At 72.1% G+C, this 25,762-nt stretch carries 18 protein-coding genes; 6 read left to right on the plus strand and 12 right to left on the minus strand.

The genetic code is table 11. From position 1 onward, the window contains the following. Positions 1 to 50: 50 nt before the first annotated feature. The 6 genes from bchZ to WBG79_RS12630 form a co-directional block, all read right to left on the minus strand. Entirely contained in the window at positions 51 to 1,493 is a 1,443-nt protein-coding gene (gene bchZ / locus WBG79_RS12605; RefSeq protein ID WP_337357451.1) for a chlorophyllide a reductase subunit Z, read from the minus strand. After that, complete coding sequence (gene bchY / locus WBG79_RS12610; protein ID WP_337357452.1) at positions 1,493 to 3,052, minus strand: chlorophyllide a reductase subunit Y; 1,560 nt, start codon at positions 3,050 to 3,052, stop codon at positions 1,493 to 1,495. The genes bchZ and bchY overlap by 1 nt, the downstream gene beginning before the upstream one ends. 10 nt (positions 3,053 to 3,062) lie before the next feature. Beyond that, complete coding sequence (locus WBG79_RS12615; RefSeq protein ID WP_443147430.1) at positions 3,063 to 4,082, minus strand: chlorophyllide a reductase iron protein subunit X; 1,020 nt, start codon at positions 4,080 to 4,082, stop codon at positions 3,063 to 3,065. Further along, positions 4,079 to 5,014, minus strand: a complete 936-nt coding sequence (gene bchC / locus WBG79_RS12620; RefSeq protein ID WP_337357453.1) for a chlorophyll synthesis pathway protein BchC — start codon at positions 5,012 to 5,014, stop codon at positions 4,079 to 4,081. The genes WBG79_RS12615 and bchC overlap by 4 nt, the downstream gene beginning before the upstream one ends. Before the next feature lie 95 nt (positions 5,015 to 5,109). Continuing rightward, positions 5,110 to 6,261 carry a methyltransferase gene (locus WBG79_RS12625; protein WP_337357454.1) on the minus strand — a complete coding sequence of 384 codons (1,152 nt, stop codon included), beginning with the start codon at positions 6,259 to 6,261 and terminating at the stop codon, positions 5,110 to 5,112. 41 nt (positions 6,262 to 6,302) lie between these two features. Beyond that, the gene (locus WBG79_RS12630) at positions 6,303 to 7,172 is read right to left on the minus strand and encodes a polyprenyl synthetase family protein (protein ID WP_337357455.1); all 870 of its coding nucleotides are present in this window, start codon (positions 7,170 to 7,172) and stop codon (positions 6,303 to 6,305) included. A gap of 108 nt (positions 7,173 to 7,280) precedes the next feature. Here WBG79_RS12630 and crtD point away from each other — a divergent pair, with 108 nt between their 5' ends. Both crtD and WBG79_RS12640 read left to right on the plus strand, forming a co-directional pair. After that, positions 7,281 to 8,834, plus strand: a complete 1,554-nt coding sequence (gene crtD, locus WBG79_RS12635) for a 1-hydroxycarotenoid 3,4-desaturase CrtD (protein WP_337357456.1) — start codon at positions 7,281 to 7,283, stop codon at positions 8,832 to 8,834. Between the two features lie 38 nt (positions 8,835 to 8,872). After that, positions 8,873 to 9,700 carry a hydratase gene (locus tag WBG79_RS12640; RefSeq protein WP_337357457.1) on the plus strand — a complete coding sequence of 276 codons (828 nt, stop codon included), beginning with the start codon at positions 8,873 to 8,875 and terminating at the stop codon, positions 9,698 to 9,700. 4 nt (positions 9,701 to 9,704) lie between these two features. On the opposite strand, the gene WBG79_RS12645 is transcribed toward WBG79_RS12640, so the two are convergent. Both WBG79_RS12645 and xth read right to left on the minus strand, forming a co-directional pair. Further along, entirely contained in the window at positions 9,705 to 10,136 is a 432-nt protein-coding gene (locus WBG79_RS12645) for a GFA family protein (protein ID WP_337357458.1), read from the minus strand. Continuing rightward, entirely contained in the window at positions 10,133 to 10,918 is a 786-nt protein-coding gene (gene xth / locus WBG79_RS12650; RefSeq protein ID WP_337357459.1) for an exodeoxyribonuclease III, read from the minus strand. Before xth ends, WBG79_RS12645 begins: the two co-directional genes overlap by 4 nt. Positions 10,919 to 11,072: 154 nt before the next feature. On the opposite strand from xth, the gene WBG79_RS12655 reads away from it, so the two are divergent. Then, entirely contained in the window at positions 11,073 to 12,686 is a 1,614-nt protein-coding gene (locus tag WBG79_RS12655; RefSeq protein WP_337357460.1) for an alpha-amylase family glycosyl hydrolase, read from the plus strand. Here WBG79_RS12655 and WBG79_RS12660 read toward each other — a convergent pair. Further along, a complete protein-coding gene (locus WBG79_RS12660; RefSeq protein WP_337357461.1) occupies positions 12,683 to 14,602 on the minus strand; it encodes a glycoside hydrolase family 15 protein in 1,920 nt (639 codons plus the stop codon). The genes WBG79_RS12655 and WBG79_RS12660 overlap by 4 nt on opposite strands. Before the next feature lie 13 nt (positions 14,603 to 14,615). Further along, complete coding sequence (locus WBG79_RS12665) at positions 14,616 to 16,373, minus strand: ABC transporter ATP-binding protein/permease (RefSeq protein WP_337357462.1); 1,758 nt, start codon at positions 16,371 to 16,373, stop codon at positions 14,616 to 14,618. An 81-nt stretch (positions 16,374 to 16,454) separates the two neighbouring features. Here WBG79_RS12665 and WBG79_RS12670 point away from each other — a divergent pair, with 81 nt between their 5' ends. The 3 genes from WBG79_RS12670 (at position 16,455) to WBG79_RS12680 (ending at position 23,264) form a co-directional block, all read left to right on the plus strand. Continuing rightward, positions 16,455 to 18,605 carry a glycoside hydrolase family 3 N-terminal domain-containing protein gene (locus WBG79_RS12670; RefSeq protein WP_337357463.1) on the plus strand — a complete coding sequence of 717 codons (2,151 nt, stop codon included), beginning with the start codon at positions 16,455 to 16,457 and terminating at the stop codon, positions 18,603 to 18,605. Positions 18,606 to 19,065: 460 nt separating this feature from the next. Further along, entirely contained in the window at positions 19,066 to 20,139 is a 1,074-nt protein-coding gene (locus WBG79_RS12675) for an efflux RND transporter periplasmic adaptor subunit (protein ID WP_337357464.1), read from the plus strand. After that, positions 20,139 to 23,264 (plus strand): efflux RND transporter permease subunit, encoded by a 3,126-nt coding sequence (locus WBG79_RS12680; RefSeq protein ID WP_337357939.1) that lies wholly within the window; start codon positions 20,139 to 20,141, stop codon positions 23,262 to 23,264. The genes WBG79_RS12675 and WBG79_RS12680 overlap by 1 nt, the downstream gene beginning before the upstream one ends. A 33-nt stretch (positions 23,265 to 23,297) precedes the next feature. On the opposite strand, the gene WBG79_RS12685 is transcribed toward WBG79_RS12680, so the two are convergent. Together WBG79_RS12685 and WBG79_RS12690 are read right to left on the minus strand one after the other, a co-directional pair. Further along, positions 23,298 to 23,921: a sulfotransferase family protein gene (locus tag WBG79_RS12685; protein ID WP_337357465.1), complete on the minus strand. Its 624-nt coding sequence runs from the start codon at positions 23,919 to 23,921 to the stop codon at positions 23,298 to 23,300. Positions 23,922 to 23,966: 45 nt separating this feature from the next. Beyond that, positions 23,967 to 25,733, minus strand: coding sequence for an adenylate/guanylate cyclase domain-containing protein (locus tag WBG79_RS12690; protein WP_337357466.1), 1,767 nt, complete (start codon positions 25,731 to 25,733; stop codon positions 23,967 to 23,969). Between the last annotated feature and the right edge of the window lie 29 nt (positions 25,734 to 25,762).

The following is a 25,762-nucleotide window of genomic DNA, read 5'->3' on the forward strand; positions in this document are numbered from 1 at the left end:
GCCTTCGCACCTGGTGCCGGGTCGCCCCGGCCGGCCGGTGCCGCCGTCGCCTAGACCGCCCCGAGGGCGGCCCGGGCGCGTTCCACGTTTCCGACCGTCACCGTCTCGGCGCCCGCCCGCCGGGCGTCGGACTCGGCGGCGTCGCGCAGGCGCTTGGCGGCCGAGATCCGGACGAGGACGGGGTGGGAGGCGAGGACGGCGTCGAGCAGGCTCTGCGCCTCGTCGTTCCAGGGCAGCTCCGCGTGGAGCCGCGCCGGCGTGGCGTCGACCCGGTCGAGGTCGGTGCCGAGCGGCAGGATGGCGAAGAGGGCGTCGAAGAGGGCGTTGCAGACCTCCTGGACGAGGTAGGTCGCGCCGGCGTAACCCATGAAGGGCGTGCCGGTGTGCCGGCGGATGATGGCGCCCGGGAACGAGGCCGGGATGTAGACCGACCGGCCGCCGGCCTCCGCCGCGTACATGCGCTCGTTGAAGGAGCCGAAGAGGACGAGCGGGGGCTTTTCCTTGAGCGACCGGCGCACCGCCTCGTTGTCGGTCTTCGCACCGGCCCGCCGCGCAACCGCGAGCGTGCAGGGGAGCCCCATCTCGGTCTCGAGGAAATTCCGGATGCCGCGGACGTAGGTCTCGTTCGCCACCACCGCGAAGCTCGCGGTCGCGAAGAAGTCCTGCGTCACCGAGCGCCAGAGGTCCCAGAGCGGCTTGATGGTCGTGTGCTTTTCCCGCGCGATGAAGGGCTGCGGGTCGAGACCGGTCAGCTCGCCGAGCTTCTCCAAAAAGGCCGTCGTGGAGTGGAGCCCGATCGGCGCCTGCAGGTAGGGCCGCTCCAGCTTCTCGCAGAGGAGCCGGCCGAACTCGCGGTAGAGGCAGACGTTGACGTCGGCGTCGAGGAGCTTGGGGATGTCGGCGAGATGGCTCCCGAGCGGGAACACCATGTTGATTTCGCAGCCGATCCCCTCCACGAGGCGGCGGATCTCGGCCAGGTCCGACGGCATGTTGAAGACGCCGTAGCTCGGCCCGATGATGTTGACGCGCGGCTTCTGGCCCTCGCGGCGCGGCTTCGGCGCCGGGATCTTCTTGGCGCCGTACTCGGTCCAGAGCCACAGCATCGCGCGGTTGGCGCTCTGCCACTGGTCCTCGTCGATGGTGCGCGGCAGGAAGCGCTGGATGCCGGTGCCCTCGGGCGTCACGCCACCGCCGATCATCTCGGCGATGGACCCGGTGACGACGACGGCCGGCAGGCTCGGGTCGAGCACCTTGTGGGCGCGCTTCATGGCGCCCTCGGTGCCGTGCTGGCCGAGTTCCTCCTCGCCGAGGCCGGTCACCACGATCGGGAGTTCGTGCGGCGGCAGCGCATCGGTGTAGTGCAGCACGGAGGTGACCGGCAGGTTCTCGCAGCCGACCGGGCCGTCGATGATGACCTGCAGGCCCTTCACCGCCGTGAAGACGTAGACGGCGCCCCAGTAGCCACCGGCCCGGTCGTGGTCGAGCACGAGCATCAGACCATCTCCTCCGACTTGCGCGCCTTGGCGAGCTTCTCGAGCTTGCGCGCGTGGGCCGCCCGGAACTCCGGGTGCGGCTCCGGCCGGTCCTCCCAGACGCCGGCCGCGTCGCCGGTGCCGACGCCCTCGAAGAAGGCCGTCATCCGGTCGAAGCGCGCCTTGCCGGCGATCGCCGCGTTGACGACGGCGGCGAGGGATCCCGCGCCGGCCGGCCCGAAGAGCGGTCGCGCGGAGATGAGGTTGGTGAAGTAGAGGGCCGGAGTGGACGCCTCCTTGGCCTTCTGCACGACCGGGGTCGTGCCGATGGCGAGGTCGGGCCGGTATTCGGCGAAGGCGGCCAGGTCCTGTTCCAGGGAGGCCCGGTACTGGACGTGAACGCCGCGCGCCTCGAGCCAGTCCCGGTCGGCTTCCGAGAAGCGGGTCCGCGGGCATGCGGTGCCGACGTAGCGCAGGTCCGCGCCGCTCTCGACCAGCAGGCGGGCGACGAGGAGCTCCGAGCCCTCGTAGCCGGAGAGCGTGATGCGTCCCCGGATCGGTGCGCCCGAGAGAGCGCCGCGGATCGCCGGCAGCACCCGGTTCTGCGCGTCGGCGATCCGGTCGGCGGCGACGCCGGCAGCTCGCCCGACCGCGTCGAGCCAGGCCGCCGTGCCGTCGTGGCCGACCGGGCCCGAGCCGACAGCGGGGCGGCCGGCGGCATCGAACTCGCGCAGGCTCGCGGTGTAGAAGGGATGGATGGCGGCCACCACCGCGCAGTCGAGCGCGGCGTAGAGCTCGCGCCACTCGCGGGTCGGCACCACGGGCCCGGCGGCGAGGCCGAGGGGCTCCAGCATGCGGCCGATCCCGACCGGGTCGGCCGGGAACATCTCCCCGAGGAGGGTGACGGTCGGACGTTCGGAGCGCCCGCCACGGGGCGCCTGCACGGGCCCCTGCTCGGCTTCGCGCCGGGCATAGGCGAGCATGGCGCCGGCGATGACGTCTTTCGCCTCTGCGTGGGTCGGGACACCGAAGCCAGGCACGTCGATGCCGATGATGCGGACGCCGTTGATCTCCTTCGGGAGGAGCTGCAGCGGCACGCCGGAGGCCGTGGGCACGCAGAGGTTCGTCACCACGATCGCGTCGTAGAGCGTCGGGTCGGCGAGCTTGAAGACGGCCTCGCGGATGTCCTCGAAGAGCTTGCCGGTGACCAGCGTCTCGGAGTTGAAGGGCACGTAGCCGACCGTGCGCTTCGCCCCGTAGAAATGGGAGGTGAAGGTCAGGCCGTAGACGCAGCAGGCCGAGCCGGAGAGCACGGTCGCGGTGCGGCGCATGCGGAGCCCGACGCGAAGGGAGCCGAAGGCCGGGCACATGCTCTGCGGCTGGTCGTGGGGCCCGGCCGGGTAGTCGGCCGCGTAGCGCTCCAGCACCTCGCTCTTGCCCGAGGCGGCCGCGGCGCGGCGCATCTCGTCCCGTCCGGCGTGGCAGCCGATGCCGTCGCCCGAGGGGGTGAGCACCGGGGTGGACGCGTCGGGGCGCCCGGGAGGGGAGATGTCAGGCCGGCCGGCCGGTTCGGGACCCATGATCGCCTCCTCAGACCGCGTCGTAGACGATTTCGAGGGACGGCTTGCGCAGCTCGGATCGGCCGCACATGTCCTCGAGGGTGGCGGGTTGAAGCACCACGCCGCGCCCGACCGCATCCCCCTTGAAGAGCCCGAGGAGGTCCTCGTGGGCGAGGGGCGTGGGCTTGACCGGCGGCGCGGTGGCGACGTTCTGGGCGAGCACGTCGAAGAGCGGCGCCCACCGGTCGCCGGGGCGGCCGACGATCTCGTAGTTGGCGCTCTTGCGGCGGATGTCCTCGTCGGCGGGAATGGCGGCGAGGATCGGGATTCCGACGGCCTCCGCGAAGGCGTGCGCCTCGCCGGTGCCGTCGTCCTTGTTGACCACCATGCCGGCGACACCGACGTTGCCGCCGAGCTTGCGGAAATACTGGACCGCCGAGCAGACGTTGTTGGCGACGTAGAGGGACTGCAGGTCGTTGGAGCCGACCACGATCACCTTCTGGCACATGTCGCGGGCGATCGGCAGGCCGAAGCCGCCGCACACCACGTCGCCCAGGAAGTCGAGCAGCACGTAGTCGAAGCCCCACTCGTGGAAGCCGAGCTTCTCCAGGAGTTCGAAGCCGTGGATGATGCCGCGCCCGCCGCAGCCGCGGCCGACCTCCGGCCCGCCGAGTTCCATGGCGAAGACGCCGTCGCGCTTGAAGCAGACGTCGCCGATCGCGACGTCCTCGCCGGCGAGCTTCTTCTTCGCCGAGGTCTCGATGATGGTCGGGCAGGCCCGGCCGCCGAACAGGAGCGAGGTCGTGTCGCTCTTCGGGTCGCAGCCGATCAGCAGGACCTTCTTGCCTTGCTGCGCCATGTTGTAGGACAGGTTGGCGAGCGTGAAGGACTTGCCGATCCCGCCCTTGCCATAGATGGCGATGACTTGGGTCTCCTTGGTCACCGGCCCCGTGGCGACGGGTGCGGGCGCCTCGGCCGCCTCGTTCCTTAGGCGCGCCGTCATGGCCTCGCCGAGAAGGGTGACATTGCCGGTTTCCGGTCTCGCGTTCATGCGCATCCCCTCCAGTCCAGGATCATCTTCAGGCAGCCCGGATCATCGAAAGCGGTCCGGTAGGCGTCCGCGGCGCCGTCCACGGCGCGGACGTGAGTGACGAGGCCGTCGAGCGAGAGGCGGCCGGAGTCGACCAGGGCCTTGGCGGCCGTCAGATCCTCCGGCTTCCACTCGGCGGCGATGCGGATGCGCGCCTCGCGCATGAAGGCGGGCGGGAAGGCGAAGCCGACGCGGCCCTCGTAGAAGCCGGCGAGCACCACCTCGCCGCCCGGGGCGAGCCGGGCGATCATCCGGTCGATGGCGTCCGGGGCGCCGCTCGCGTCGAGGGCGACCGAATAGTCCCGGCGCGTGTCCTCGTCCGGCTGCAGGACCGTGTAGCGGCCGTCGGGCCTGGCGCGGGTCGGGTTCGTCTCCCAGACGACCGGCGGGGCGGCGCCGAGCGCCATGGCGACCCGCACGATCAGACGGCCGAGGACGCCGTGGCCGACGACCAGCTTCGGCGGCGGACCGCCGGCGACCGCATGGTGCGCCGTGGCCGCCAGGGCGAGCAGGACACCCTTCTCGGCCAGGTCGGGGCGGATCGGGGCCGCGCGGCTGCCGGGCACCACGAGCCGGCTCGCGGCGCCGCCGAACAGGCCCCGCACGGAGGTGAAGCAGCGCGATCCCGGCACGAAGACGGTCTCGCCGACCGTGCGGCCCGAGTCGGGCCCGGCCTCGACGACGCGCCCGACCGTCTCGTAGCCCGGCACCAGCGGGTAGCCGAGCCCGGGGAAGGGCGGCATGCGGCCGGAATAGAGGAGGCGTTCAGTGCCGGTGGAGATGCCCGAATAGGCCACGTCCACCACCACATCCGAGGCCGAGGGCTCCTGCAGCTCGACCGGTTCCACGGCGAGCCGCTCCGGAGCTTCCAGGACGACGGCGAGGGCTTGCATGGAGGTTCTCCGTCCCGGCGACTGCGCGGTTGCTTGTTGAGTGTCAGTATGGATGGACGTCAGAAAGTGTCAAGGAAAGTTTACGCCTCTTCCTGTCAATCCGGATTCGGCCGAGCCAGGAGCACCCCGGCCAGCATCGGCCGGGCGGTGCGCACCGGACGCACGGAGGCGAAGCCGGCACGGCCCAGGAGGGCGGCGAGTTCGGCCGCGGAGCGCGGCCGGCCGCTGCCCATGGCGAGCAGGTAGAAGCCGAAATACGCTTCTCCCATGCGCTCCGCGCCCGGCGTGTCCGCCATCGGTTCGGCGACGATCAGCATGCCGTCGCGGGGCAATGCCGCGCGGGCCTTGGCGAAGAGGTCGAGGACCACGTCGTCGTCATGGTCGTGCGCGACTCGGACGATCGAGATGGCATCCGCACCGACGGGCAGGGCCTGGTCGCGGAAGCTGCCGCCGACCGCGTCGGCCCGGTCGCCGAGGCCCGCGGCCGCGAAGCGGGCGCGTGCGATCTCCGCGACGGGCGGCAGGTCGAACAGCGTGACATGCAGGCCGGGGGCGCGCGCGGCGGCCCGGCGCAGGAAGGTGCCGTCCCCGCCGCCCACGTCCATCAGGCGGCGAATCCGGGAGAGCGGCACGGCGTCCAGCACATCCTCGGCGACGAAGCCCTGCGAGGCGGCCATGAGGCGGCTGTAGGCGGCGACGTCGTCTTCTGCCGGGCGATCGCCGGCGGCGCGGCGCGCATAGGGCCAGAATCGCCCCAGCTCGGTCTCGGGTCGCGCGCCGGAGAGGAGCGCGAGCGGGTCGGCGAGGTCCCGGTAGAAGAGGTCGTGGTGGGCGATCATCTCGGCGAGGCCGGGATTGCCGAGGAGCGCCGCGCCGCGCCGGCCGAGGCCCCAGCGGTCGTTGCTGCGGCGCTCCGTCAGCCTCAACGTGGCGGCAGCGGCAAGGAGGCGCTCCATGCCGGCCGGAGGCAGGCCGGTTCGCGCCGAAAGGGCGGCGGCGGTCGCCGGTGCCTCGGCGAGAATCGCGAAGAGGTCCAGCTTCACTGCGGCCGAGAGCACCTGCGCGTAGACGAAGCCGGCCGTGATGTCGAAGAGCGCGCTCGCCTCCGCGGTGGCGATCGGCCGGGTCAGAGGGAAACGGGCCGCGGCGCGCTGGAAGCGCTGGCTCGACAGGATGCGGTCGCGCAGGCCGAGAAGCCTGTCGCGGAGGCCAAGCGGGGCGGGCCGCGAGGCGCCTTGCGGGGTCATGCTGCCTCCCCTTGGAGAATCGGGCGGCGGGGTGGCCCCGGTCAGGCCGCCGAGAGGGCCAGCTCCGCCGGCACGAACGACTTGCATTCCTTCACGACCAGCGCCTCGAGCGAAGTCCGGCCGGGGCAGGGCGGGATGGCTGCAGCGGCATCGGCCACGAGGGTGTCGAGGCGTGCCAGGGCCCCGGCCAGGCCGAGTTCGAGGGCGGCGCTCGGGCGGCCGAGCGCGGCATCGCGGCCGACCGGCTTGCCGATCGCCTCGGACGTCGCGGCGAAGTCGGCGATGTCGTCGGCGACCTGGTAGGCCTCGCCGATGAGGTTGCCGAAGGAGCGCCAGGCGTCGGCGGGCGCGCCGGCCGCCGCGGCGCCGGCCATGGTGGCGCCGGCGAAGAGCGCGCCGGTCTTGGCGCGGTGGTAGTCGCCGAGGGGCACGAAGGGCTCGCATTCCCAGGCCTGGCCGCCGACGATCCCGCCTCCGGCACCGACCGCGCCGGCGACGATGCGGACGAGGTTCGCCAGGCGCCGGGGCTTGCCGGCCGCCTGCAGGGCGAGAAGCTCGAAGGCCAGCACGATCAGGCCGTCGCCGACCAGGAGGGCGGTCGGCTCGCCGAAGGCCCTGTGGACGGACGGGCGCCCGCGTCGGGTCGCCGCGTCGTCGAAGCAGGGCATGTCATCGTGGACGAGCGAGGCGCAGTGCAGGAGCTCGATCGATGCCGCCGCCGCGTCCGCCGCGTCGGGGTCGTCGTCGCCGCAGGCCCAGGCGACGGCGAGCGCCAGCCTGGGACGGATGCGATGCCCGCCGGGAAAGACCGCATACCGCATGGCTTCGGCGAGGCGCGGCGGACAGCCGGCTTCCGTGGACAGCGCAAGGGCACTCCGGAGCGCCCGTTCCAACCGCGTCTTCACGTCCATGCCGACCTCCCAGGAGACTGTCCCCGGCTTGCGGTTCTCATCGACTGTCAACTATGATGGACACCACAAAGCGTCCAAGTCAATGAGGGACAGCGCGGGGAGGGAGAGGTGGCAGAGGACACGGTGGTGATCGTCGGTGCCGGCATGGGCGGTCTTGCCGCCGCCCTCCTGCTGGCCGGCCGTGGCCTCGACGTGCTCGTCCTGGAGAAGGCGGCCACGCCGGGCGGCAAGATGCGCGAGGTGATGGCCGGCGGCCGCCCGGTGGATTCCGGGCCGACTGTGCTCACCATGCGGTGGGTTTTCGACGCGCTCCTGGAGGCCGCCGGAGCGCGCCTGGACGACCACGTCCGGCTGGTGCCGGCCGGGATCCTGGCGCGGCATGCCTGGAGCGAGACGGAGCGGCTCGACCTTCACGCCGATCCCGAGGCCTCCGCGGAGGCCGTCGGGGCCTTCGCGGGCTCCGCAGAAGCCCGCCGTTTCCGCGACTTCTGCCGGGCCTCGGCGGCCGTCTATCGCGCGCTCGAAGGTCCCTTCATCCGGGCGCCCCGGCCCTCGCTCCTCGGCATGCCCTTTGATCTCGGCCTCGCGGGGGCGGGCATCCTGGCCCGCAGCGCGCTCGCCGGCACCATGATGCGGGCGCTCGGCCGCCAGTTCCGCGACCCGCGCCTCGTCCAGCTCTTCGGCCGGTACGCGACCTATTGCGGCTCGTCACCCTACCGGGCCCCGCCGATCCTGACCCTCGTCGCGCATGTGGAGCAGCAGGGTGTCTCGATGGTCGCCGGCGGCATGCACCAGATCGCCCGCGCCCTCGCGGGCCTCGTGGTTCGGCGCGGCGGTCGGATCCGTTACGGGGCCGAGGTGCGGGCGATCCTGACCCGGGACGGCCGGCTCGACGGCGTCCGCCTCGCCGGCGGGGAGGCGATCGCGGCCCGCACGGTGCTCTTCAACGGCGACGCCGCGGCGCTCGCGACCGGCCTCCTCGGCCCCGCCGCGGCGCGCGCGGTGCCCCCGCAGCCGGCGGCGCGGCGCAGCCTGTCGGCGGTGACCTGGTCGGTGTCGGCCGACACGACCGGGTTCCCGCTCGTGCGCCACAGCGTCTTCTTCTCGCGCGACTACCAGGCCGAGTTCGACGCCGTGTTCCGGGACGGCCGGCTGCCGGGCGAGCCGACCGTCTACGTCTGCGCCCAGGACAGGCTGGACGGCCCGCCTGAGGCACCCGGCCCGGAGCGCCTCCTCGTCCTCGTCAACGCGCCGGCGACCGGCGACGCCCGTAGCTTCCCGCCCTCGGAGATCGACCCATGCCGCACGCGGACCTTCGCGCAGCTGGCCCGTTGCGGGCTGGCTGTGCATCTCCGGCCGGAGGCCACGGTGACGACGACGCCGGCCCATTTCGCGCGGATGTTTCCGGGGACGGGGGGCGCCCTCTACGGGCCGGCGAACCACGGCTGGCTCGCCTCGTTCCGCCGACCGGGGAGCCGGACGGCGCTGCCGGGCCTCTACCTGGCGGGGGGGAGCGTTCATCCGGGACCGGGGGTGCCGATGGCGGCGCTGTCGGGGATGCGAGCCGCCGAGGCGATCCTCGCCGACCGGATCCGGAGACCTTCCGCTTCGACCGTCCGGTCCCCCCGGGCGGCTATGTCTGGTGGTACCTCGACGGCCTGAGCGACGACGGCCTCAACGCCATCACGGTCATCGCCTTCGTGGGCAGCGTCTTCTCGCCCTACTACGCCTGGGCGCGCCGGCGCGGGGGCGGGCTGGCCGACCCGGAGAACCATTGCGCCATCAACGTCTGCCTCTACGGCGCGCGCGGCCGCTGGGCGATGACCGAGCGGGGCCGGCGCCATATGGTGCGCGAGCCCGCCCGCCTGCAGGTCGGGCCGAGCGCGGTCGCCTGGGACGGTCGGGCCCTCGTGATCGATGTGGACGAGACGACGGTGCCGGTGCCGCGGCGCCTGAAGGGCCGCATCCGCCTGACGCCCCTGCTGGCCCCCGGGCGGAGCTTCGAGATCGGCACGGCCGGTGCCCATGTCTGGCGCCCGATCGCGCCGCGCGCGCGTGTAGAGGTGCGCTTCGACAGCCCGGCGCTCGCCTGGGACGGGGACGGCTATCTCGACATGAACGAGGGGCGGGAGCCGCTCGAGGCCGGGTTCCGGTCCTGGCACTGGTCGCGCGCGCCCTCGGGCGACGGCGCCCTGGTCCTCTACGACATGCTCCGGAGGGACGGCACCGCGGGACGGCTGGCGCTCGGCTTCGAGGCGGACGGCACGGTACGGGACCTGGAGCCGCCGCCCGAATTGGCCCTGCCGCGGACCGGCTGGCGCGTCGCCCGCGCCGCCCGCAGCGACCCCGGTGCGCCGCCGGCGGTGCTGCGGACCCTGGAGGACACGCCCTTCTATGCCCGCTCCCTCGTCAGCTCGACGATCCGCGGCCGGCCCGTCACGGCCATGCACGAGAGCCTCGACCTCGACCGCTTCGCAGCCCCGATCGTGCAGGCGATGTTGCCGTTCCGGATGCCGCGCCGGAGCTAGCCGCTCACGGCCCGTCCGGCTCGGGTCCCTCGTCGACATAGTCGGGCAGGTCCCGATCGAAGCCCTTGGCGGCGGCCCTGCGCGTGTCGACCCAGATGTTGCGCACCGCCTCGACCCGGTCGGGCTCGTCGAGCGTGGCGACCGTGACGTCGATCCGGCGCTCCTCGTCGACGTGGAAGAAGAGCTGCGTGCCGCAGTCCCCGCAGTGCAGGCGCTTGGCGTTGGGGGAGGAGCGGTAGGTGGCGGGGTCGCCCTGGAGGAGTTCGAACTCGGTGAGCGGCACCGTCGCCCAGGTCACGAAGAGGGCGCCGGACGAGCGTTGGCACATGGAGCAGTGGCAATGACCGACGTCGGTCGGCCGCCGCTTCAACCGGTAGCGGATCTCGCCGCAAAGGCAGCCGCCCTCGTGCGGATCTTCGTCGTAGGCCTCGCTCATCCGTCCACCTTGAGTTCGACCCAGACCGGCACATGGTCGGAGGGCTTCTCCCAGCCCCGCGTGTGCTTGTCGACCCCGACCGCCAGGAGCCGGTCGGCGGCCTGCGGGGAGAGCAGGCAGTGGTCGATGCGGATGCCGTCGTTCTTCTGGAAGGCGCCGGCCTGGTAGTCCCAGAAGGTGAAGACCGGACCGTCCGTCACGGCCCTGACGGCGTCCACGAGGCCGAGCGACTTGAGGCGCCGGAAGGCCGCGCGGCTCTCGGGCTGGTAGAGCGCATCGTTGACCCAGTTCTCCGGGCGGCGAGCGTCGGCGGGCTCGGGGATGACGTTGTAGTCGCCGATCAGCAGGAAGGGCTCCTCGAGCGCGAGGCGGTCGGCCGCGTGCGCCTCCAGCCGCTCCATCCAGCGCAGCTTGTAGGCGAACTTCTCCGTGCCGATCGGATTGCCGTTCGGCAGGTAGAGGCCACCGACCCGGACGACGCCGGCGGGGACCGAGACCACCGCCTCGATGTAGCGCGACTGGCCGTCGTCGGGGTCCCCCGGCAAGCCGCGAATCACTTCGTCGAAGGGGAGGCGGGACAGGATCGCGACGCCGTTGAAGCCCTTCTGGCCGTGGGTCGCAACGTTGTAGCCGAGCCGCTCGATCGCCTCGGCCGGAAAGCCCTCGTCGACCGACTTGATCTCCTGCAGGCAGACGATGTCCGGCGCCGCCTCGGTCAGCCAGGCCGTGAGGCTGTCGATGCGCGCCTTCACGCCGTTGATATTCCACGTTGCGATCTTCATCCCGGCTCCTTCGAGAGTCGCCGCCCGATGTTAGCCGTGCCGGACCGCGCGGTCGATGGCCGGGGGCGGAGCCGGTCCGCGTTGCCTCTCGGTTGCCGACCCGGCGGCGGCGCGCCAAGATCGCCTGCGGTCTAGCCCGGGAGGAGGAACCACCATGCGCTCCGGCAGGCCGCGTCCCTGGTGGCAGACGGGGATCGTCTACGAGATCTATGTCCGCTCGTTCCAGGACACCGACGGGGACGGGGTGGGTGATCTCGCCGGCATTGCGGCGCGGGCGGACTACCTGGCCGATCTCGGCGTGGACGCGGTGTGGCTGACGCCCTTCTACCCGTCGCCGATGGCGGACTTCGGCTACGATGTCGCCGACTATGTGGGCGTAGACCCGGTCTACGGCACGCTGGCCGATTTCGATGCGATGCTGGCGGCGCTGCGGGACCGGGGGATCCGGACCGTCCTGGACCTGGTGCCGAACCACACCTCCGATCGGCATCCTTGGTTCGTCGAGTCCTGCGCGTCCCGCACCTCGCCGCGGCGCGCGTGGTACGTGTGGCGCGACGCAGCGCCGGACGGCGGCCTGCCGAACAACTGGCTTAGCCAGTCCGGGGCCTCCGCCTGGACATTCGATCCGGCCACGGGCCAGTACTACCTCCACAGCTTCCTCCCGGAACAGCCGGACCTCGACTGGCGCAACCCGGCCGTCCGTTCGGCCATCCTCGACGTGATGCGGTTCTGGCTCGATCGGGGCGTGGCGGGGTTCCGGGTCGACGTGTTCCAGGGTCTCCTCAAGGACCCGGCGTTCCGCGACGATCCTCCGAACCCGGACTTTCGGGACGGCGACCCGACCTTCACGCGGCTGGCGCAGACGAACAGCTCCAACCAGCCTGGCGTGGTCGACATCGCGGCCGGGATGCGGGCGCTGCTCGCCGGGTATCCGGGCGACCCGGTCCTGATCGGGGAGATCTACGCGCCCGTCGAGAGGCTGGCCGGCTACTACGGGCCCGGGCTCTCCGGCGTGCAACTGCCCTTCAACTTCAACCTCTTCGCCGTCCCCTGGGAGGCCGCCGCGATCCGCGACCTCGTCCTGCGCTACGAGGCGGCGCTGCCGGACGGCGCCTGGCCGAACTGGGTGCTCGGCAACCACGACATCGCCCGCGTCGCGACCCGCCTCGGCCCGGCCCAGGCCCGTATCGCGATGATGCTGCTCCTCACCCTCCGCGGGACGCCGACCCTCTACCAGGGCGACGAACTGGGCATGGAGGACGTCGAGGTGCCTCCCGACCGGGTCCGCGATTCCTTCGCCCGCTTCGGCAAGGGGCGGGGGAGGGACCCCGAGCGGGCGCCCATGCCTTGGGACGAGGGTCCGTACCGGGGCTTCTCGAGGGTCGAGCCCTGGCTTCCGGCGCCCGCGCCGGGGCGCCCGCCGTCCGCCGCCACCCAAGCCGGCGAACCGGGCTCCTTGCTGGCGTTGACCCGGGCTCTCGTTGCGCTCCGCCGTGCCGAGCCGGCGCTGTCGGAGGGCTCCTGGCGGGCCGTGTCGGCCCCGGACGGCGTGCTGGCCTACGACCGGGCCGAGGCCGGTCGGACCTGCCGGGTCGTCCTCAACCTGACCCCGCGTGCGGCGACGGTCGAGGTTCCGGCCGGGATGCGGATCGCGGTCGGCAGCCACGGCCCGCTCTGGGATCGGGCCGGCACCACGATCCGGCTCCGGCCCGACGAGGGGCTCGTTCTGGTGCCGCCGCCGGCCGATGGTTCCGAGACCGGCCCCTAGCCGGCGACCGGCTCGGGCGGGGCGAGGACGCCGGCGACCTCCATCTGCGCGAGCAGGTAGAGCCCCGCGCCGTAGCCGACCATCGGGGTCGAGCCGGTGTAGCGGCCCGGCACCTCGAAGGGGGCGACGCCGTAGGTCTCCGCGATCAGGCCGAAATTCGCCGCCGCGCGCCGCGTCGTCAGGTCGAGGAGCGCACGCGCCCTGTCGTGGTGCCCTCGCCGGGCCGAGAGGCCGGCGACGCGCAGATTGACGAAGCCCCATTCGCTCGCCCCGTAGGCCTCCGGGCCGAGATTGCGGCAATAGCCCCCTGAGGGCACGCGAAGCGCCTCCAGGTGCCGGTAGGTGGCCAGCGCGTAAGGCGCCTCCAGGTCGGCGGGAACGCCGAGCGCGAACAGCTCGAAGACGGCGCCGTCCACGTCCGTCTCCAGGCTGCGTTCGCGCGCGCCGAGGAGCGCTCCGTCCGGCCCGCCTGCAAAACGGACGGGAATGGCGGCCGCCACCGACCGGGCGAGGGAACGGTAGCGCGCGGCGTGGGCCGGGCGCCCGAAGCGCTCGGCGATCCGCGCGAAGTCGTTGAGGCCGCGTGCGGCGGTCGCGCTGGTGTAGAGGAAGTGGCGGGCATGCTCCTGGTGCACTTCCCAGATGGACGAGTCGGCCCGCACCACCAGGCTGTCGGGCTCCACCTGCGCGGCGAGCGCGCGGGCGATCTCCTCCTCCAGGACGTCGTAGAGGCTGGCGTCCCCGAGTTGCTCCGCGAGCCAGCCGATGTCGGCCGAAGCCTCCAAGAATTCGCCGGCCGCCCAGAGCACGAGGCCCCAGCCGTCGAGCTCGATGTTGGGCGTATCGTGCTCGGCGTAGTCGGCCTCCTCCTGCCCGTCGCCGAAGTACCGGGTGAGCGAAATTCGGTAGGGCACGTCGCCGACCCACTTCCGGTAACGGCCGGCTCTGCCGCGGCGGAGATAGAAGTCGAGCGAGCGACGGGCTTCCTCGATGTAGCCGGCGTGGGCGAGCGCCACCGTGGCGTAGCAGCCGTCGCGGACCCAGCCGATCGACCACTCGCCGGGGGGCAGGGCCGCCAGGATCATCCCGTCGACCGCGAGCTCGGCGACCTGGCCCATCCTGAGCACCGCCTCGGACTGCCGCCAGACCATCCGCTCCTCGGCGGTCTGCAGCCAGTCCGGGGTCGGCCGCCGCCAGTCGCGCCAGCCACTCAGTTCGGCTGCCAGCAGCGCGGCGGGATCTCGGTCCTGGAGCCATCGGGACACCTCGGCCATGGCGGCGGGCGCGAGGGCGGGGTCGTCCAGGTAGACGACGAGGACCGCCAGGGTGCCGGCCTGGCTCTCCAGCGACACGGTCTCGGGCCGGTCCGCGCCCGCGGCGGCGAATCGCGTCGGTCCGAGGGGGACATGGAGGAAGGCGCCCACCCCGGGGCCGCTCTGGAGACGGGCGGCCGGTCCGAGATCCCGGAGCACCGTGCTGCCGCCCGCCCGGACGACCCCGAAGGGGCTCTGCCAGAAGGGATCGGCGACCGGCGGCAATCCGAGATGGAACGCGAACTCGGCCGTCAGGCGACCGGCCCCCGCTGCCTCGGCGACGAAGAGCGCGCCGTTCGCGCGCAGGCCGAACGGGGCGACGACGGTCAGTTCGGCGCCGCCGGCGAAGCGGCTGCGCACCATGCCGGTTTCCTCGACATAGCCGGCCTGCTCGACCGGCCCGAACGGACTGCCGTCGGCGGCGAAGGCCATGCCGGCGAGAAGGTTGCGCCGCTCGATCCCGAAGTGTCGCTCGTCCGGCACCGGCCGGAGATAGCGATACGGATGGTCGAGGAAGGCGTAGGGCAATCCCGACCGGGCATCCACCAGGGTGACGTTGAAGCCGTTGGCGGTGGTCAGGGTGAAGTAGCTGCGGCCGTCCATGCGGTGCCTCCCTTCAAGGGGCCGCCGTCCCGCTCCGCACCCGCGAGACCAGCACCGTGCGATCGTAGAAGCCGAGCCGGTCGGGATTGCGGCTGGTGGCGATCACGGCGGTGTCCGGCAGGCGGCGGCGGACGGCGGCGAGCATCCGCCGCGCCTCCTCGGTGTCGAAGGCGCTCGCGGCATCGTCGAGGAAGACCCAGTCCGGCCGGTGCAGCATCAGCCGTGCGAAGGCGAGCGCCTGCTGCTCGTCGAGGGAGAGGTTGCGGTCCCACCGGCCCTCGCGCTCGAGGGCGGCGCCGAGATGCGCGATGCCGGCCTCCGCCAGGACCTCGCGCAGCGCATGTTCGGGGAAACGGTCCGGCACCTGCGGGTAGGCGAGGGCGGCCCGCAGGGTGCCGGGCGGCAGGTACGGGCGTTCCGGCATGAACATGACCCGGTCGCGCGGCGGCATCCGGATCGTGCCGGTGCCGCGTGTCCAGAGCCCGGCGAGCGCCAGGAACACCATGCTCTTGCCGGTGCGCAGGTCACCGACCAGAAGGATGCGATCCCCGGCGCGCACCGACAGGTCCTTCTCCTCGAGGCTCGCCGGGCCGCCGCTGATATCGACCTGCAGGCCCTGGATCTCGAGGGTCGGCGAATCGGCCTCGACCACGATGTGGCCGTTGCCGCCGTTCGTCTTGGCGAGGCTTTCGAGCGCGTCCTCGATCGCTTCCACGCGCAGCAGCGCGGCCTGCCAGTCGGCAATGCGCTGAAAATTGTCGACGAACCAGCGCAGCGAGGACTGTACCTGGTTGAAGGCGTTGACCACCATCATGAGCCCGCCCAGGGAGAGCGTGCCGGAGAAGTAGCCGGGCGCCGCCGCGAAGAGCGGGACCACGAGGGCGAGCCAGCCATAGCCGGAGGTCACCCAGGTCAGCCGGGCGATCTGCCGCGCGATCAGCCCCATCGCGTCCAGCAAGCCGTCGACCTGGCGATCAATGGCGCGGCGCTCGTCGGCCTCGCCGCCGTAGAGCGTGATGCCCTCCGCCGCCTCGTTCACCCGCACGAGGCCGAGCCGGAACTCCGCCTCGCGTTCGTAGCGCCGCTGGTTGAGGCCGATCAGCGGCTGGCCGAAGCGCCACGTCAGCCACGATCCCGCGAGCGCGAAGGCGACCGCGCACCACACCATCGAGCCCGGGATGGTCACCACCCGGCCGCCGATCGGGAAGCCGACCTGCTCTGACAGGATCCACAGCACGCCCACGAAGGTGACCAGCATCAGTCCCGACTGGAAGAGGCTCGTGCCGAGATCCGCGCTCAGTTCCGCCAGGCGGCGGGTGTCGTCGTGAATGCGCTGGTCCGGGTTGGCGCCGCCCTCGCCCGCGTAGGCGAGCAGGTAGGTCCGCTTGGGGACGAGCCAGGAATCGAGCAGGCGATGGGTGACGATCCGGCGAATGCCGATCTTCAGGCGCTCGACGCCCCAGGTCTGGGCGACGACCAGCACCAGGAGCGTGCTTGCGATGGCGACGTAGACCATGATCTGATGCAGGAAGGCGGCGACGTCGCGCCCCTCGATGCTGTCATAGAATCCGCCCTGCCAGGTGTTGAGGCGGGTCTGCACGAGCGTGTTGGCGACGATCACGCCCGCGAGGCCGAGCGTCGTCAGGCCGACACGGCGGCGCGCGGCGAGGTCGTCGCAGCGCCGGACGAGGCCGATGAACCCGCCGAGCAATGGCAGGAGATTCTCGCCCGGCACGCGGGGCTCGGGTCGGGGTTCGTCCTGCTGCTCCATCGGCCCTTTCCGGCGTATCCTGGCTCGGCCGCCGACCCTCGCGTCCTCGAAGGCGAGCGTCAACGAGGAGTAACACGGACCGTGCCGAAGGCCCGCGCCCCGCAGCTCTCGCCCGCCCTCGCCCGCCTCCTCGCCCGGATGTCGCCGGAGGAGAAGACCGGGCAGCTCACCATGATCTCGATCGCAGGGCCACCCACCGGCCCGGTGACGGACGCCCCGACCCTCAGCGGTCTCGCGCGCGGGGAGGTGGGCAGCGTCCTCAACCTCGTCGGCCGCGACCGGATCGAGGCAGTCCGGCGCGTCGCCCGGGAGGAGAGCCGGCTCGGCATTCCCATCTTCACGGCGCTCGACGTCGTTCACGGCTACCGCACGGTCTTTCCGGTGCCGCTCGGCGAGGCGGCGGCCTTCGACCCGGACCTCTGGCGCGCCACCGCGGCCGCCGCGGCCGGGGAAGCGGTGCGGGACGGGGTCGACGTGACCTTCGCGCCGATGCTGGACGTCTGCCGCGATCCGCGGTGGGGACGGATCGTCGAGGGGGCCGGGGAGGATCCCTGGGTCGCCGCCCGCTTCGCGCGCGCCAAGGTGGAAGGCTTTCAGGGCGGGGGCTCTGGGGGCCGCGGCCTGGCGGCAACCGCGAAGCATTTCTGTGCCTACGGGGCGGTGGCGGCCGGGCGCGACTATGCCAGCGCGGACGTGTCCGCGCGCACGCTCGAGGAGGTCTACCTGCCGCCATTCCGCGCGGCGGTGGAGGCCGGGGTGGCCGCGATCATGCCGGCCTCCGTGGACATCGCCGGCGTGCCGATGACCGCCCATGCCGGGCTGATCAGGGATCGGCTGCGCGGCGCGTGGGGCTTCGAGGGCGTCGTCATCAGCGACTGGACCGCGATCGCGGAGCTGATGGCCCATGGCATCGCCGCCGACGAGGCGGAGGCCGCGGCGCTCGCCCTGCGCGCCGGCGTCGACATCGACATGATGAGCGGCATCTACCGTCGCGGCCTGCCCGCTGCCCTCGCGCGCGGGCTGGTCGGGGCGGAGGACGTCGACGCGGCCGTCGCACGCGTTCTCGCGCTCAAGGAGCGCCTCGGGCTCTTCGACCGCGCGCCGCACCGCATCCCGCCGCCTCAGGTGGACCCGCGTCCGCTCGCCCGCGAGGCCGCGGTCCGCTCCGCGGTGCTGCTGCGGAACAGGAACCATCTGCTGCCGCTGGCGGACGGCCGGACGATCGCGCTGGTCGGGCCCTTCGCCGGGTCCGGGGCGGACGCGATCGGGCCCTGGGCGGGCTGCGGCGACCCGGTCGAGGCCACGACCCTGGCGGCCGCCCTGCCGGATGCCCTGCCGGGGTCGCGGATCCTGGTCTCGGCGGGGGTCGACGCGGTGGCGCCCGGCCGCGCCGGCATCGAGGCGGCGGTCGAGGCCGCGCGCAGGGCCGACGCCGTGGTCCTCTGCCTCGGCGAGCCGGCCAAGTTCAGCGGGGAGGCGACCAGCCGGGCCGATCCGGGGCTCACCGGCGACCAGGAGGCGCTCGCCCGGGCGGTGCTCGCGGTAGGGCGGCCTACGCTCCTGATCCTGACCTGCGGCCGGCCCCTGATCGTGCCCTGGCTCATCGAGGCGGTCGACGCGGTCCTGATCGGCTGGTTCCTGGGAACCGAGGCGGGGCCGGCCCTCGCCGAGCTGATCACGGGCCGGCGCGAGCCGACGGGTCGCCTGCCGGTCACCTGGCCCCGCCATGTCGGCCAGATCCCGATCGCGTTCGGCGCGCGTCCGACCGGCCGCCCCTTCCATCCCGCGGACCCCTTCACCAGCCGCTACGTCGACCTGCCGAACGAGCCGCTGTTTCCCTTCGGCGCCGGCACCGGTTATGCGACGCTTTCCCTGCGGGGCGTGTCGCTGTCGTCCGACCGCATCGGCCCCGGGCAGAGCGTGGATGTCCTCGCCGAGGTGTCGAACGACGGCGACAGGGAGGGAACGGCGGTCCTGTTCCTGTTCGTGCGCGACGTGGTGGCGATGCCGAATCGCCCGCTCCTGGAGCTTCGCGGCGTCGCGCGGACGATCGTCGCCCCGGGGTCGACCGCCCGGATCGCCTTCGAGCTGCGCGCCGAGGACCTCGCCTCGCTCGACGAAACGCGCCCCGGCCCCGAGCCCGGCCGCTTCGAGATCCGGGTGGGCTTCGACGCGGACCGGGCCGGCCACCGCGTGGCGGCCCTGGATTGGGTGGCCGAACCGATCGCCTGACCGGACGGTCCGCGGACGACGACCAAGCAGGTGAGCGGCGTCGCCGGGAGAAGCTCGAGACATTCGGCGGCGCCGCCGATGGGCCGGCCCGGCCAGCCGGCCGAGCTCGCCTCGATCCACGTGCAACTCGCCGCTCCGGACGTGAGCTGCGCCACCGGCCAGCCCTGAGGTCGCATATCCGGTCTGGAAGGGGCTGGCTCAGGCGGAGGTCGGCGCCGGCTTCAACGCGGTCCCTAACGGCATCGCGCTCGCGGTCTGGTCGTGCTTAAGATAGCATCATGTGAATGTTATGAGGCGCGAGACGGCGGGGCGGGAGGGCAGGGGCTTGGCGAGACGGGTTGTCTATGGAGTCGCGGCTCTGGCCTTTCTCGCACTCGGGTTGTGGGGTGCGTCGCATCTGTGGCCGGGAAACCGGCCGGGCGGGGAGGGTGCCGCGGGCACGGCGCGCGCGGCGACCGCGATGCCGCCGCCGGAGGTGGGCGTCCTCACCACGGTCGCCCGCGAGACGCCGCTTCCCCTCGACTATGGCGGACGGGTCGCCGGCTATCGCGAGGTCGAGGTGCGTGCGCGGGTCAGCGGACTCCTGCTCAAGCGCCATTTCAACGAGGGGACCCGGGTCGTCGAGGGCCAGACGCTGTTCGAGATCGACCCGGCCACCTACCGGGCGGCCGCCGCTCGAGCCGAGGCGCAACTCGCCCAGGCGGAGGCGACGCTGCGCGCGGCGGAAGAGAACTTCCGACGTGCGGACGAACTGGTGAAGCGGGGCGTCTCCACGGAAAAGCAGCGCGACGACGCCCAGTCGGCCCGCGACCAGGGCCGTGCGGCCGTGCAGGTCGCCGACGCCGAGCTACAGACGGCCCGGCTGAACCTCGGCTACACCTCCGTCACCGCTCCCGCCTCCGGCACCACCGCCATCGAGGCGCCGCCGGTCGGGACCCTCGTGCAGGCGCAGACGACCCTCCTGACGACCATCACGCCGCTCGACCCCGCCTATGTGAACTTCTCCTTCACGGACGAGGAGGCCCACACTTTCCGCGAGCAGAACGCGCAGCGGGCGACGCCCCTGACCGAGAAGGATCTCTCCGCCGAACTGCTCCTCAACGGCACCCGACCCTATCCCCTGCGCGGCCGGATCGACATTTCCGCCCAGCGCGTGGACCCGCAGACGGGGACCATCCAGACCCGCGCCGTCTTCGCCAACCCGGAGGGCGTGCTCCTGCCGGGCCAGTTCGTCCGGGTCGTCATCCACGGCATCACGCTTCCCTCCGCGATCGTGATTCCCGCCCAGGCGGTCTCCCAGGGACCGCAAGGTCCGGCGGTGTTCGTGGTCGGGGCCAACGACGTCGCCCAGGCCCGCCCGATCCGCCTCGGCCGGCAGCTCCCCGACGGCTGGATCGTGCTCGACGGCCTCAAGGAAGGCGAACGCGTGGTGGTCGACGGGGTCATCCGGGTCAGGCCCGGCGCTCCCGTCCGCCCCGTCGCCTGGACGCCGAAGGCCGAGCCGGCCCCGCGCGCGGGAGGGGCGGCCCGATGATCTCCCGCTTCTTCATCGACCGGCCGATCTTCGCCTCCGTCCTTTCCATCGTCATCCTTCTCGCCGGGCTCGTGTCGATCAGCGTCCTGCCGATCTCCCAGTATCCCGAAATCGTGCCCCCGGAGGTCGTCGTGCAGGCGACCTATCCGGGCGCGAGCGCCGAGACCATCGCGGAGACCGTGGCGGCGCCGCTCGAGCAGCAGATCAACGGCGTCGAGGGCATGATCTACATGACGTCCACCGCGACGGGGTCGGGGAGCATGAGCCTCTCGGTCCTGTTCCGGACGGGCACCGATCCCGACCAGGCGACGATCGACGTCAACAACCGTGTCCAGCGGGCGACGGCGCTCCTGCCCGAGGAGGTCCGCCGACAGGGCGTGCAGGTCAGCAAGCGATCGACCTCGATCCTGCAGATCATCGCCATGTCGTCGCCGGGGGCGCGCTACGACCCGGTCTTCATCTCCAACTACGCCCTCGTCAACGTCATCGACGAACTGCGCCGGACGCCGGGCGTCGGCGACGCCTCGCTGTTCGCGGCGGCGAACTACGCCATGCGGATCTGGCTGAGGCCCGACAAGGTGGCCCAGTACGGCCTGACGCCGAGCGACATCGCGGCGGCGATCCGCGAGCAGAACGCCCAATTCGCCGCCGGCCGCTTCGGCGAGGAGCCGATGCCGGGGATCCAGGCCTTCACGTATTCGGTGACCACCAAGGGCCGGCTCGCCGACCCCCGGGAGTTCGAACAGATCATCCTGCGCTCGGACTCGAACGGCGCCGCGCTGCGGCTGAAGGACGTCGCGCGGGTGGAACTCGGGGCGCAGACCTACTCGACCGACTCCACGCTGAACGGCGCCCCGACGGTCCCGATCGGCATCTACCTGCAGCCCGGCGCCAACGCCCTGCAGGTCGCCGCCGCGGTCCAGACCACCATGGACCGGCTCTCCGCGCGCTTTCCGGACGGCATACGGTACGACGTCCCGTTCAACACGACGCGCTTCATCGAGGTCTCGGTGGAGGAGGTGGTGAAGACCTTCGTCGAGGCGATCGTGCTGGTCGTTATGGTGGTCTTCCTCTTCCTGCAGAACGTGCGGGCGACCTTCATTCCCATCATCGCGGTCCCAGTCTCCATCATCGGGACCTTCGCGGGGATGTACCTGCTCGGCTTCTCGATCAACCTGTTCACGCTGTTCGGCATGATCCTGGCGATCGGCATCGTGGTCGACGACGCCATCATCGTGCTGGAGAACGTCGAGCGCATCATGAGGACCGAGCGGCTGCCGCCGCGCGAGGCCGCCATCAAGGCGATGGACGAGGTGGCCGGGCCGGTGATCGCGGTCGTGCTCGTGCTCTGCGCGGTGTTCGTGCCGGTCTCCTTCCTGGGCGGGCTGGCCGGCGAGCTCTACCGGCAGTTCGCCGTCACCATCGCGATCTCGGTCGTGATCTCCGGCATCGTCGCGCTGACCTTGACGCCGGCGCTCTGCGCGCTCCTCCTGAAGAGCGCGCACCACGAGCCCGCGGCGCCCTTCCGGGCCTTCAACCGGGGATTCGACTGGCTGACGGAGCGGTTCCTCGGCGGGGTGACGTTCTTCCTCCGACACGCCGTCGCCGGGCTCGCGGTCATCGCGGTGATGCTCGGCGGCACCTGGTGGCTGTTCCAGACGGTCCCGGGCGGCCTCGTGCCGCAGGAGGACCAGGGCTACGTCTTCGTCGTCACGGCGCTGCCGCCGGCCGCCTCGCTCGACCGGACCCTGGCGATCACGGCGTCGGTCAGCGCCGGCATCAAGGAGAATCCGGCGGTCGCCGACGTCGTAACGATCGCGGGCTACGACCTCCTGTCGGGCGCGCAGAAGACGAGCTCCGGCATCTCCTTCGTCACCCTCAAGGACTGGGCCGAGCGCGAGCGGCCGGAGGAGGACGCGCGCCGGCTGGCGCCGGGCTTCGCGGCCCTCAACGCCCGCTTCCGAGACGGGGTCGCCATCGGCTTCAACCCACCGGCGATCCAGGGGCTCAGCACCACGGGCGGCTTCGAGTTCTTCCTGCAGGACCGTAGCGGCGGCAGCCTCGACTCGCTCAACCAGGCGACGCAGCGGGTCATCCAGGCCGCGGCACGGCGGCCGGAACTGGCGGACGTCTCGACCACCTTCAACACGGGCGTCCCGCAGTACCGCATCGACGTCGACCGCGAGAAGGCCAAGGCGCTCGGGGTCCCGATCAGCACCATCTTCGACACGATGCAGTCGACCTTCGGGAGCCTCTACGTCAACGACTTCACCCTGTTCGGGCGCAGCTACCAGGTCAGCCTCTCCTCCGAGGGCGAGTTCCGCAAGCAGCCCGACGACCTGCGTCACGTCTTCGTGCGCTCGACCAACGGCACCATGGTGCCGCTCAACGTCCTCCTGGCGGTGGTCCGCATCACCGGGCCGGACATCGTCAACCGGTTCAACGTCTTCCCGGCCGCGAAAGTGCAGGGATCCCCGGCGCCGGGCTACTCGTCGGGCCAGGCGATTGCCGCCATGCAGGCGGTAGTCTCCGAGACCCTCTCGTCCGACTACACGATCGGATGGACGGGCTCGGCCTACCAGGAGCTCGAGACCGCCGGCACGGGCAACACCGCCTTCCTGTTCGGGCTCCTGCTGGTGTTCCTGATCCTGGCGGCCCAGTACGAGCGCTGGTCACTGCCGCTGGCCGTCGTCACGGCCGTGCCCTTCGCGGTCTTCGGTGCCATCCTGGCGATCTGGCTCCGGGGCATCGAGAACGACATCTACTTCCAGGTCGGCCTCGTCACGCTGATCGGGCTGGCCGCCAAGAACGCCATCCTGATCGTGGAATTCGCCGCCGAGCGCTTCCGCGAAGGACTTTCGGCCTTCGACGCAGCCCGCGACGCCGCGCGGCTCCGCTTCCGGCCGATCGTCATGACCTCGCTCGCCTTCATCCTCGGCGTCGTGCCGCTGGCGATCTCGACGGGCGCAGGCTCGGCCAGCCGGCATTCGGTCGGCACCGGCGTCATCGGGGGCATGCTGGCGGCGACGTTCCTGGCCGTCCTCTTCGTCCCGATGTTCTTCCGCCTGCTGACCCGGGACCGCCGCCCGGCGCCGGAGCCCCAGGCGGCCGAGCCGTCCCGCTGAGGCGGCAGGGGCAGCGGCGCGCCGCCCCGGTCCTCAGGCGTTCTTGGCGATGCGCTCCCAGAATTCCTCGCGCGAATTGCTGACGGGGTAGGGGGCATCGGGCACGTCCACGCCGAGGAAGGCGCAGAGGGGGCCCCAGCCCTCGCGGACGCGGTAGACGAGCAGCCGGTCGGCCGGCAGGCTCGCCCGGACCTCCGCCTCGTGGGCCTCGAAGGCGCGCCTCAGGCCTGCCCGGTCGAGGTCGGCGGTGACGCCGTTCCGTGCCAGGGCGCCGCGCGCCATCGCCAGCCAGGGCTCCATGTGCGGCGGAACCGCGAAGGCGCCCGAGATCAATTGCTGGATGGTCGGCTCGAAGCTGGCGATCCAGTCGTCGGGATTGCGGGTGGTGAGGATCACCTTGGCGTCCGGGTAGGCGGCCGACAGCTCGCGCCAGAAGCCGGCGGTCGGCCAATCCACGGCCGATCGGTAGCCGTCGTAGATGGCGCCCCAGTCCGCATCGCCGTGGACGGCGCGGGTCCAGAGCGGGATCTGCCGCTCCGGCATCTTGATGACCTCCTCCATGTGGTGGCAGGGGCCGAGCCCCAGGGCCTCGAGCGCAAGCTTCAGCGAATACGTTCCCGTGCGCCCGACACCGGCGCCGATCACGGCCAGACTCATGAGTTCCCCCTCCGTCCCGGGTGCGAACCCGCTCCGCACCACTCTCTAGTCCGGCAGCCCGGCGGCCTTCAGACCGTCACGCCAGAGCTGCCGGTGTTCCGGTGACCGAAAGTCGAGCCATCCCGCGGCGTCTGCGAGGCGGATTCCGGGACGGGCCGCGAGCAGCCGGCCCAAGGCCCGGTCCCTCTCGGCCTCCGCTCCCATCATGGCGGCCGCGGCCGCGGACACGCAGGCCGACACGAAGAAATTCGGCCGCTCGCCGAGCGAGCTCTCGCTCCAGCGGTAGGCCTCGGCAAACCGGCCCGCGCAATAGTTGGCCAGGCCCATCATGCCCTTGGTTCCGAAGGCCTGGGGGTCCTGCGGGCTGAGCCGCATGGCCTCGCTGGCGAGCTCGATGGCCCGCTCCGGTCGGCCCAGGAGGACCTCGGCGAGGGCCCCCATGTGCTTGGCCCAGGCGAGATTGGGGTTCAGTTCCTGCGCCCGCTCGATCTGCGAGGCGCCGTCCTCGATTTCGCCGAAGATGAGGAAGGCGAAGCCCGCCGCCGCGAGGGCCACCGCGTCGTCGGAGCCCAGCGCAGTCGCGAGCCGGGCCAGCCGGAGCGCCTCCAGCCGCTCGGTCGCCGGCGCGCCCGTCCAGCCGAACCCGCGCCTCTGGCCATAGCATCGCGCCGCCATGCCGTGCGCGCAGGCGTAGCCCGGGTCGAGCGCGCCCGCCTTGCGGAAGCTCTCCAAGGCCTCGGTGTTCGCCTCGCTGCTGAAGCGGTGGAACGCCGAAAGGCCGCGCAGGAAGTGGTCGTAGGCGTCGAGGCTCTCGGTCGGCTTCTGCAGGACCCGGTCCATCTCGGCATGCTCGAGCCGGGGCGCGATCGTGGCGACGACCCGGGAGGTCACCTGGTCCTGCAGGTCGAAGACGTCGGCGAGTTCGCCGTCGAAGCGGTCGGCCCAGAGGTGGACGCCGGTGGCCGCCTCGACCAGCTGGGCGGTGATCCGCAAGCGGCTTCCGGACTTCCGGACGCTGCCCTCGAGCACGTACCTCACACCGAGTTCGCGCCCGATGTCGCCGAGGTTCACCGCGCGACCCTTGTAGGAGAAGCTGGAGTTGCGGGCGATCACGAACAGGCGCTTGAAGCGGGACAAGCCGGTGATGATGTCCTCCGCGATGCCTTGCGCGAAGTAGTCCTGCTCGGGGTCGTTGGACATGTTGGCGAAGGGCAGGACGGCGATCGAGGGCCGGTTCGGCAGGCCGGGCAGGGCGGGCGTCTGCGGCGGAGGCGAGGGCTGCCGCCGTCCCGAGGTGTCGAGCCCGTAGATCCGGACCGGGTCGGCGATGTTCTTCAGGCGGGTCTCGCCGAGATCGACGAGCGCGAAGTCGATGCGGGAGCGGACCTGCCGGTAGGCGTCCTCCGAAAGGCAGACCGAGCCCGGGGCGGCGACGCCCTCGAGGCGGGCGGCGATGTTGACGCCGTCGCCCATCAGGTCGCCATCGGTCTCCTCCACGACGTCACCGATGTGGATGCCGATCCGGAACTCGATGCGGCGGTCCTCGGGCACGCCGGCGTTCCGCTCGACCATCGCGGTCTGGATCTCGATCGCGCAGCGGACCGCGTCGACCGCGCTCCGAAACTCGACGATCGCCCCGTCGCCCGTCCGCTTCACGACGCGGCCGCCATGGACCTGGATCGTGGGGTCGACGAGATCGCTGCGCAGGGTCCGCAGCCGTGCCAGGGTGCGCTCCTCGTCGAGGCCCGCCAGACGGCTGAAGCCGACTACGTCGGCAGCCAGGATGGCGGCGAGCTTGCGACCTGAAGGCATTTGTATGCAACCCTCTTGGAGGGTCACAT

Origin of the sequence: Prosthecomicrobium sp. N25, assembly GCF_037203705.1 — a bacterium.
In the GTDB taxonomy this organism is placed as follows: Bacteria; Pseudomonadota; Alphaproteobacteria; order Rhizobiales; family Ancalomicrobiaceae; genus Prosthecodimorpha.

What these genes read in the sequence shown, in the direction of transcription:
- WBG79_RS12645 (WP_337357458.1), bottom strand. Translation starts at nt 10,136, where the DNA reads ATGAGCGAGGCCTACGACGAAGATCCGCACGAGGGCGGCTGCCTTTGC.
- WBG79_RS12660 (WP_337357461.1), bottom strand. Translation starts at nt 14,602, where the DNA reads ATGGACGGCCGCAGCTACTTCACCCTGACCACCGCCAACGGCTTCAAC.
- WBG79_RS12675 (WP_337357464.1), top strand. Translation starts at nt 19,066, where the DNA reads ATGCCGCCGCCGGAGGTGGGCGTCCTCACCACGGTCGCCCGCGAGACG.
- xth (WP_337357459.1), bottom strand. Translation starts at nt 10,918, where the DNA reads ATGAAGATCGCAACGTGGAATATCAACGGCGTGAAGGCGCGCATCGAC.
- bchC (WP_337357453.1), bottom strand. Translation starts at nt 5,014, where the DNA reads ATGCAAGCCCTCGCCGTCGTCCTGGAAGCTCCGGAGCGGCTCGCCGTG.
- bchZ (WP_337357451.1), bottom strand. Translation starts at nt 1,493, where the DNA reads ATGCTCGTGCTCGACCACGACCGGGCCGGTGGCTACTGGGGCGCCGTC.
- WBG79_RS12625 (WP_337357454.1), bottom strand. Translation starts at nt 6,261, where the DNA reads ATGACCCCGCAAGGCGCCTCGCGGCCCGCCCCGCTTGGCCTCCGCGAC.
- bchY (WP_337357452.1), bottom strand. Translation starts at nt 3,052, where the DNA reads ATGGGTCCCGAACCGGCCGGCCGGCCTGACATCTCCCCTCCCGGGCGC.
- WBG79_RS12630 (WP_337357455.1), bottom strand. Translation starts at nt 7,172, where the DNA reads ATGGACGTGAAGACGCGGTTGGAACGGGCGCTCCGGAGTGCCCTTGCG.
- WBG79_RS12665 (WP_337357462.1), bottom strand. Translation starts at nt 16,373, where the DNA reads ATGGAGCAGCAGGACGAACCCCGACCCGAGCCCCGCGTGCCGGGCGAG.
- WBG79_RS12685 (WP_337357465.1), bottom strand. Translation starts at nt 23,921, where the DNA reads ATGAGTCTGGCCGTGATCGGCGCCGGTGTCGGGCGCACGGGAACGTAT.
- WBG79_RS12615 (WP_443147430.1), bottom strand. Translation starts at nt 4,082, where the DNA reads ATGAACGCGAGACCGGAAACCGGCAATGTCACCCTTCTCGGCGAGGCC.
- WBG79_RS12690 (WP_337357466.1), bottom strand. Translation starts at nt 25,733, where the DNA reads ATGCCTTCAGGTCGCAAGCTCGCCGCCATCCTGGCTGCCGACGTAGTC.
- WBG79_RS12655 (WP_337357460.1), top strand. Translation starts at nt 11,073, where the DNA reads ATGCGCTCCGGCAGGCCGCGTCCCTGGTGGCAGACGGGGATCGTCTAC.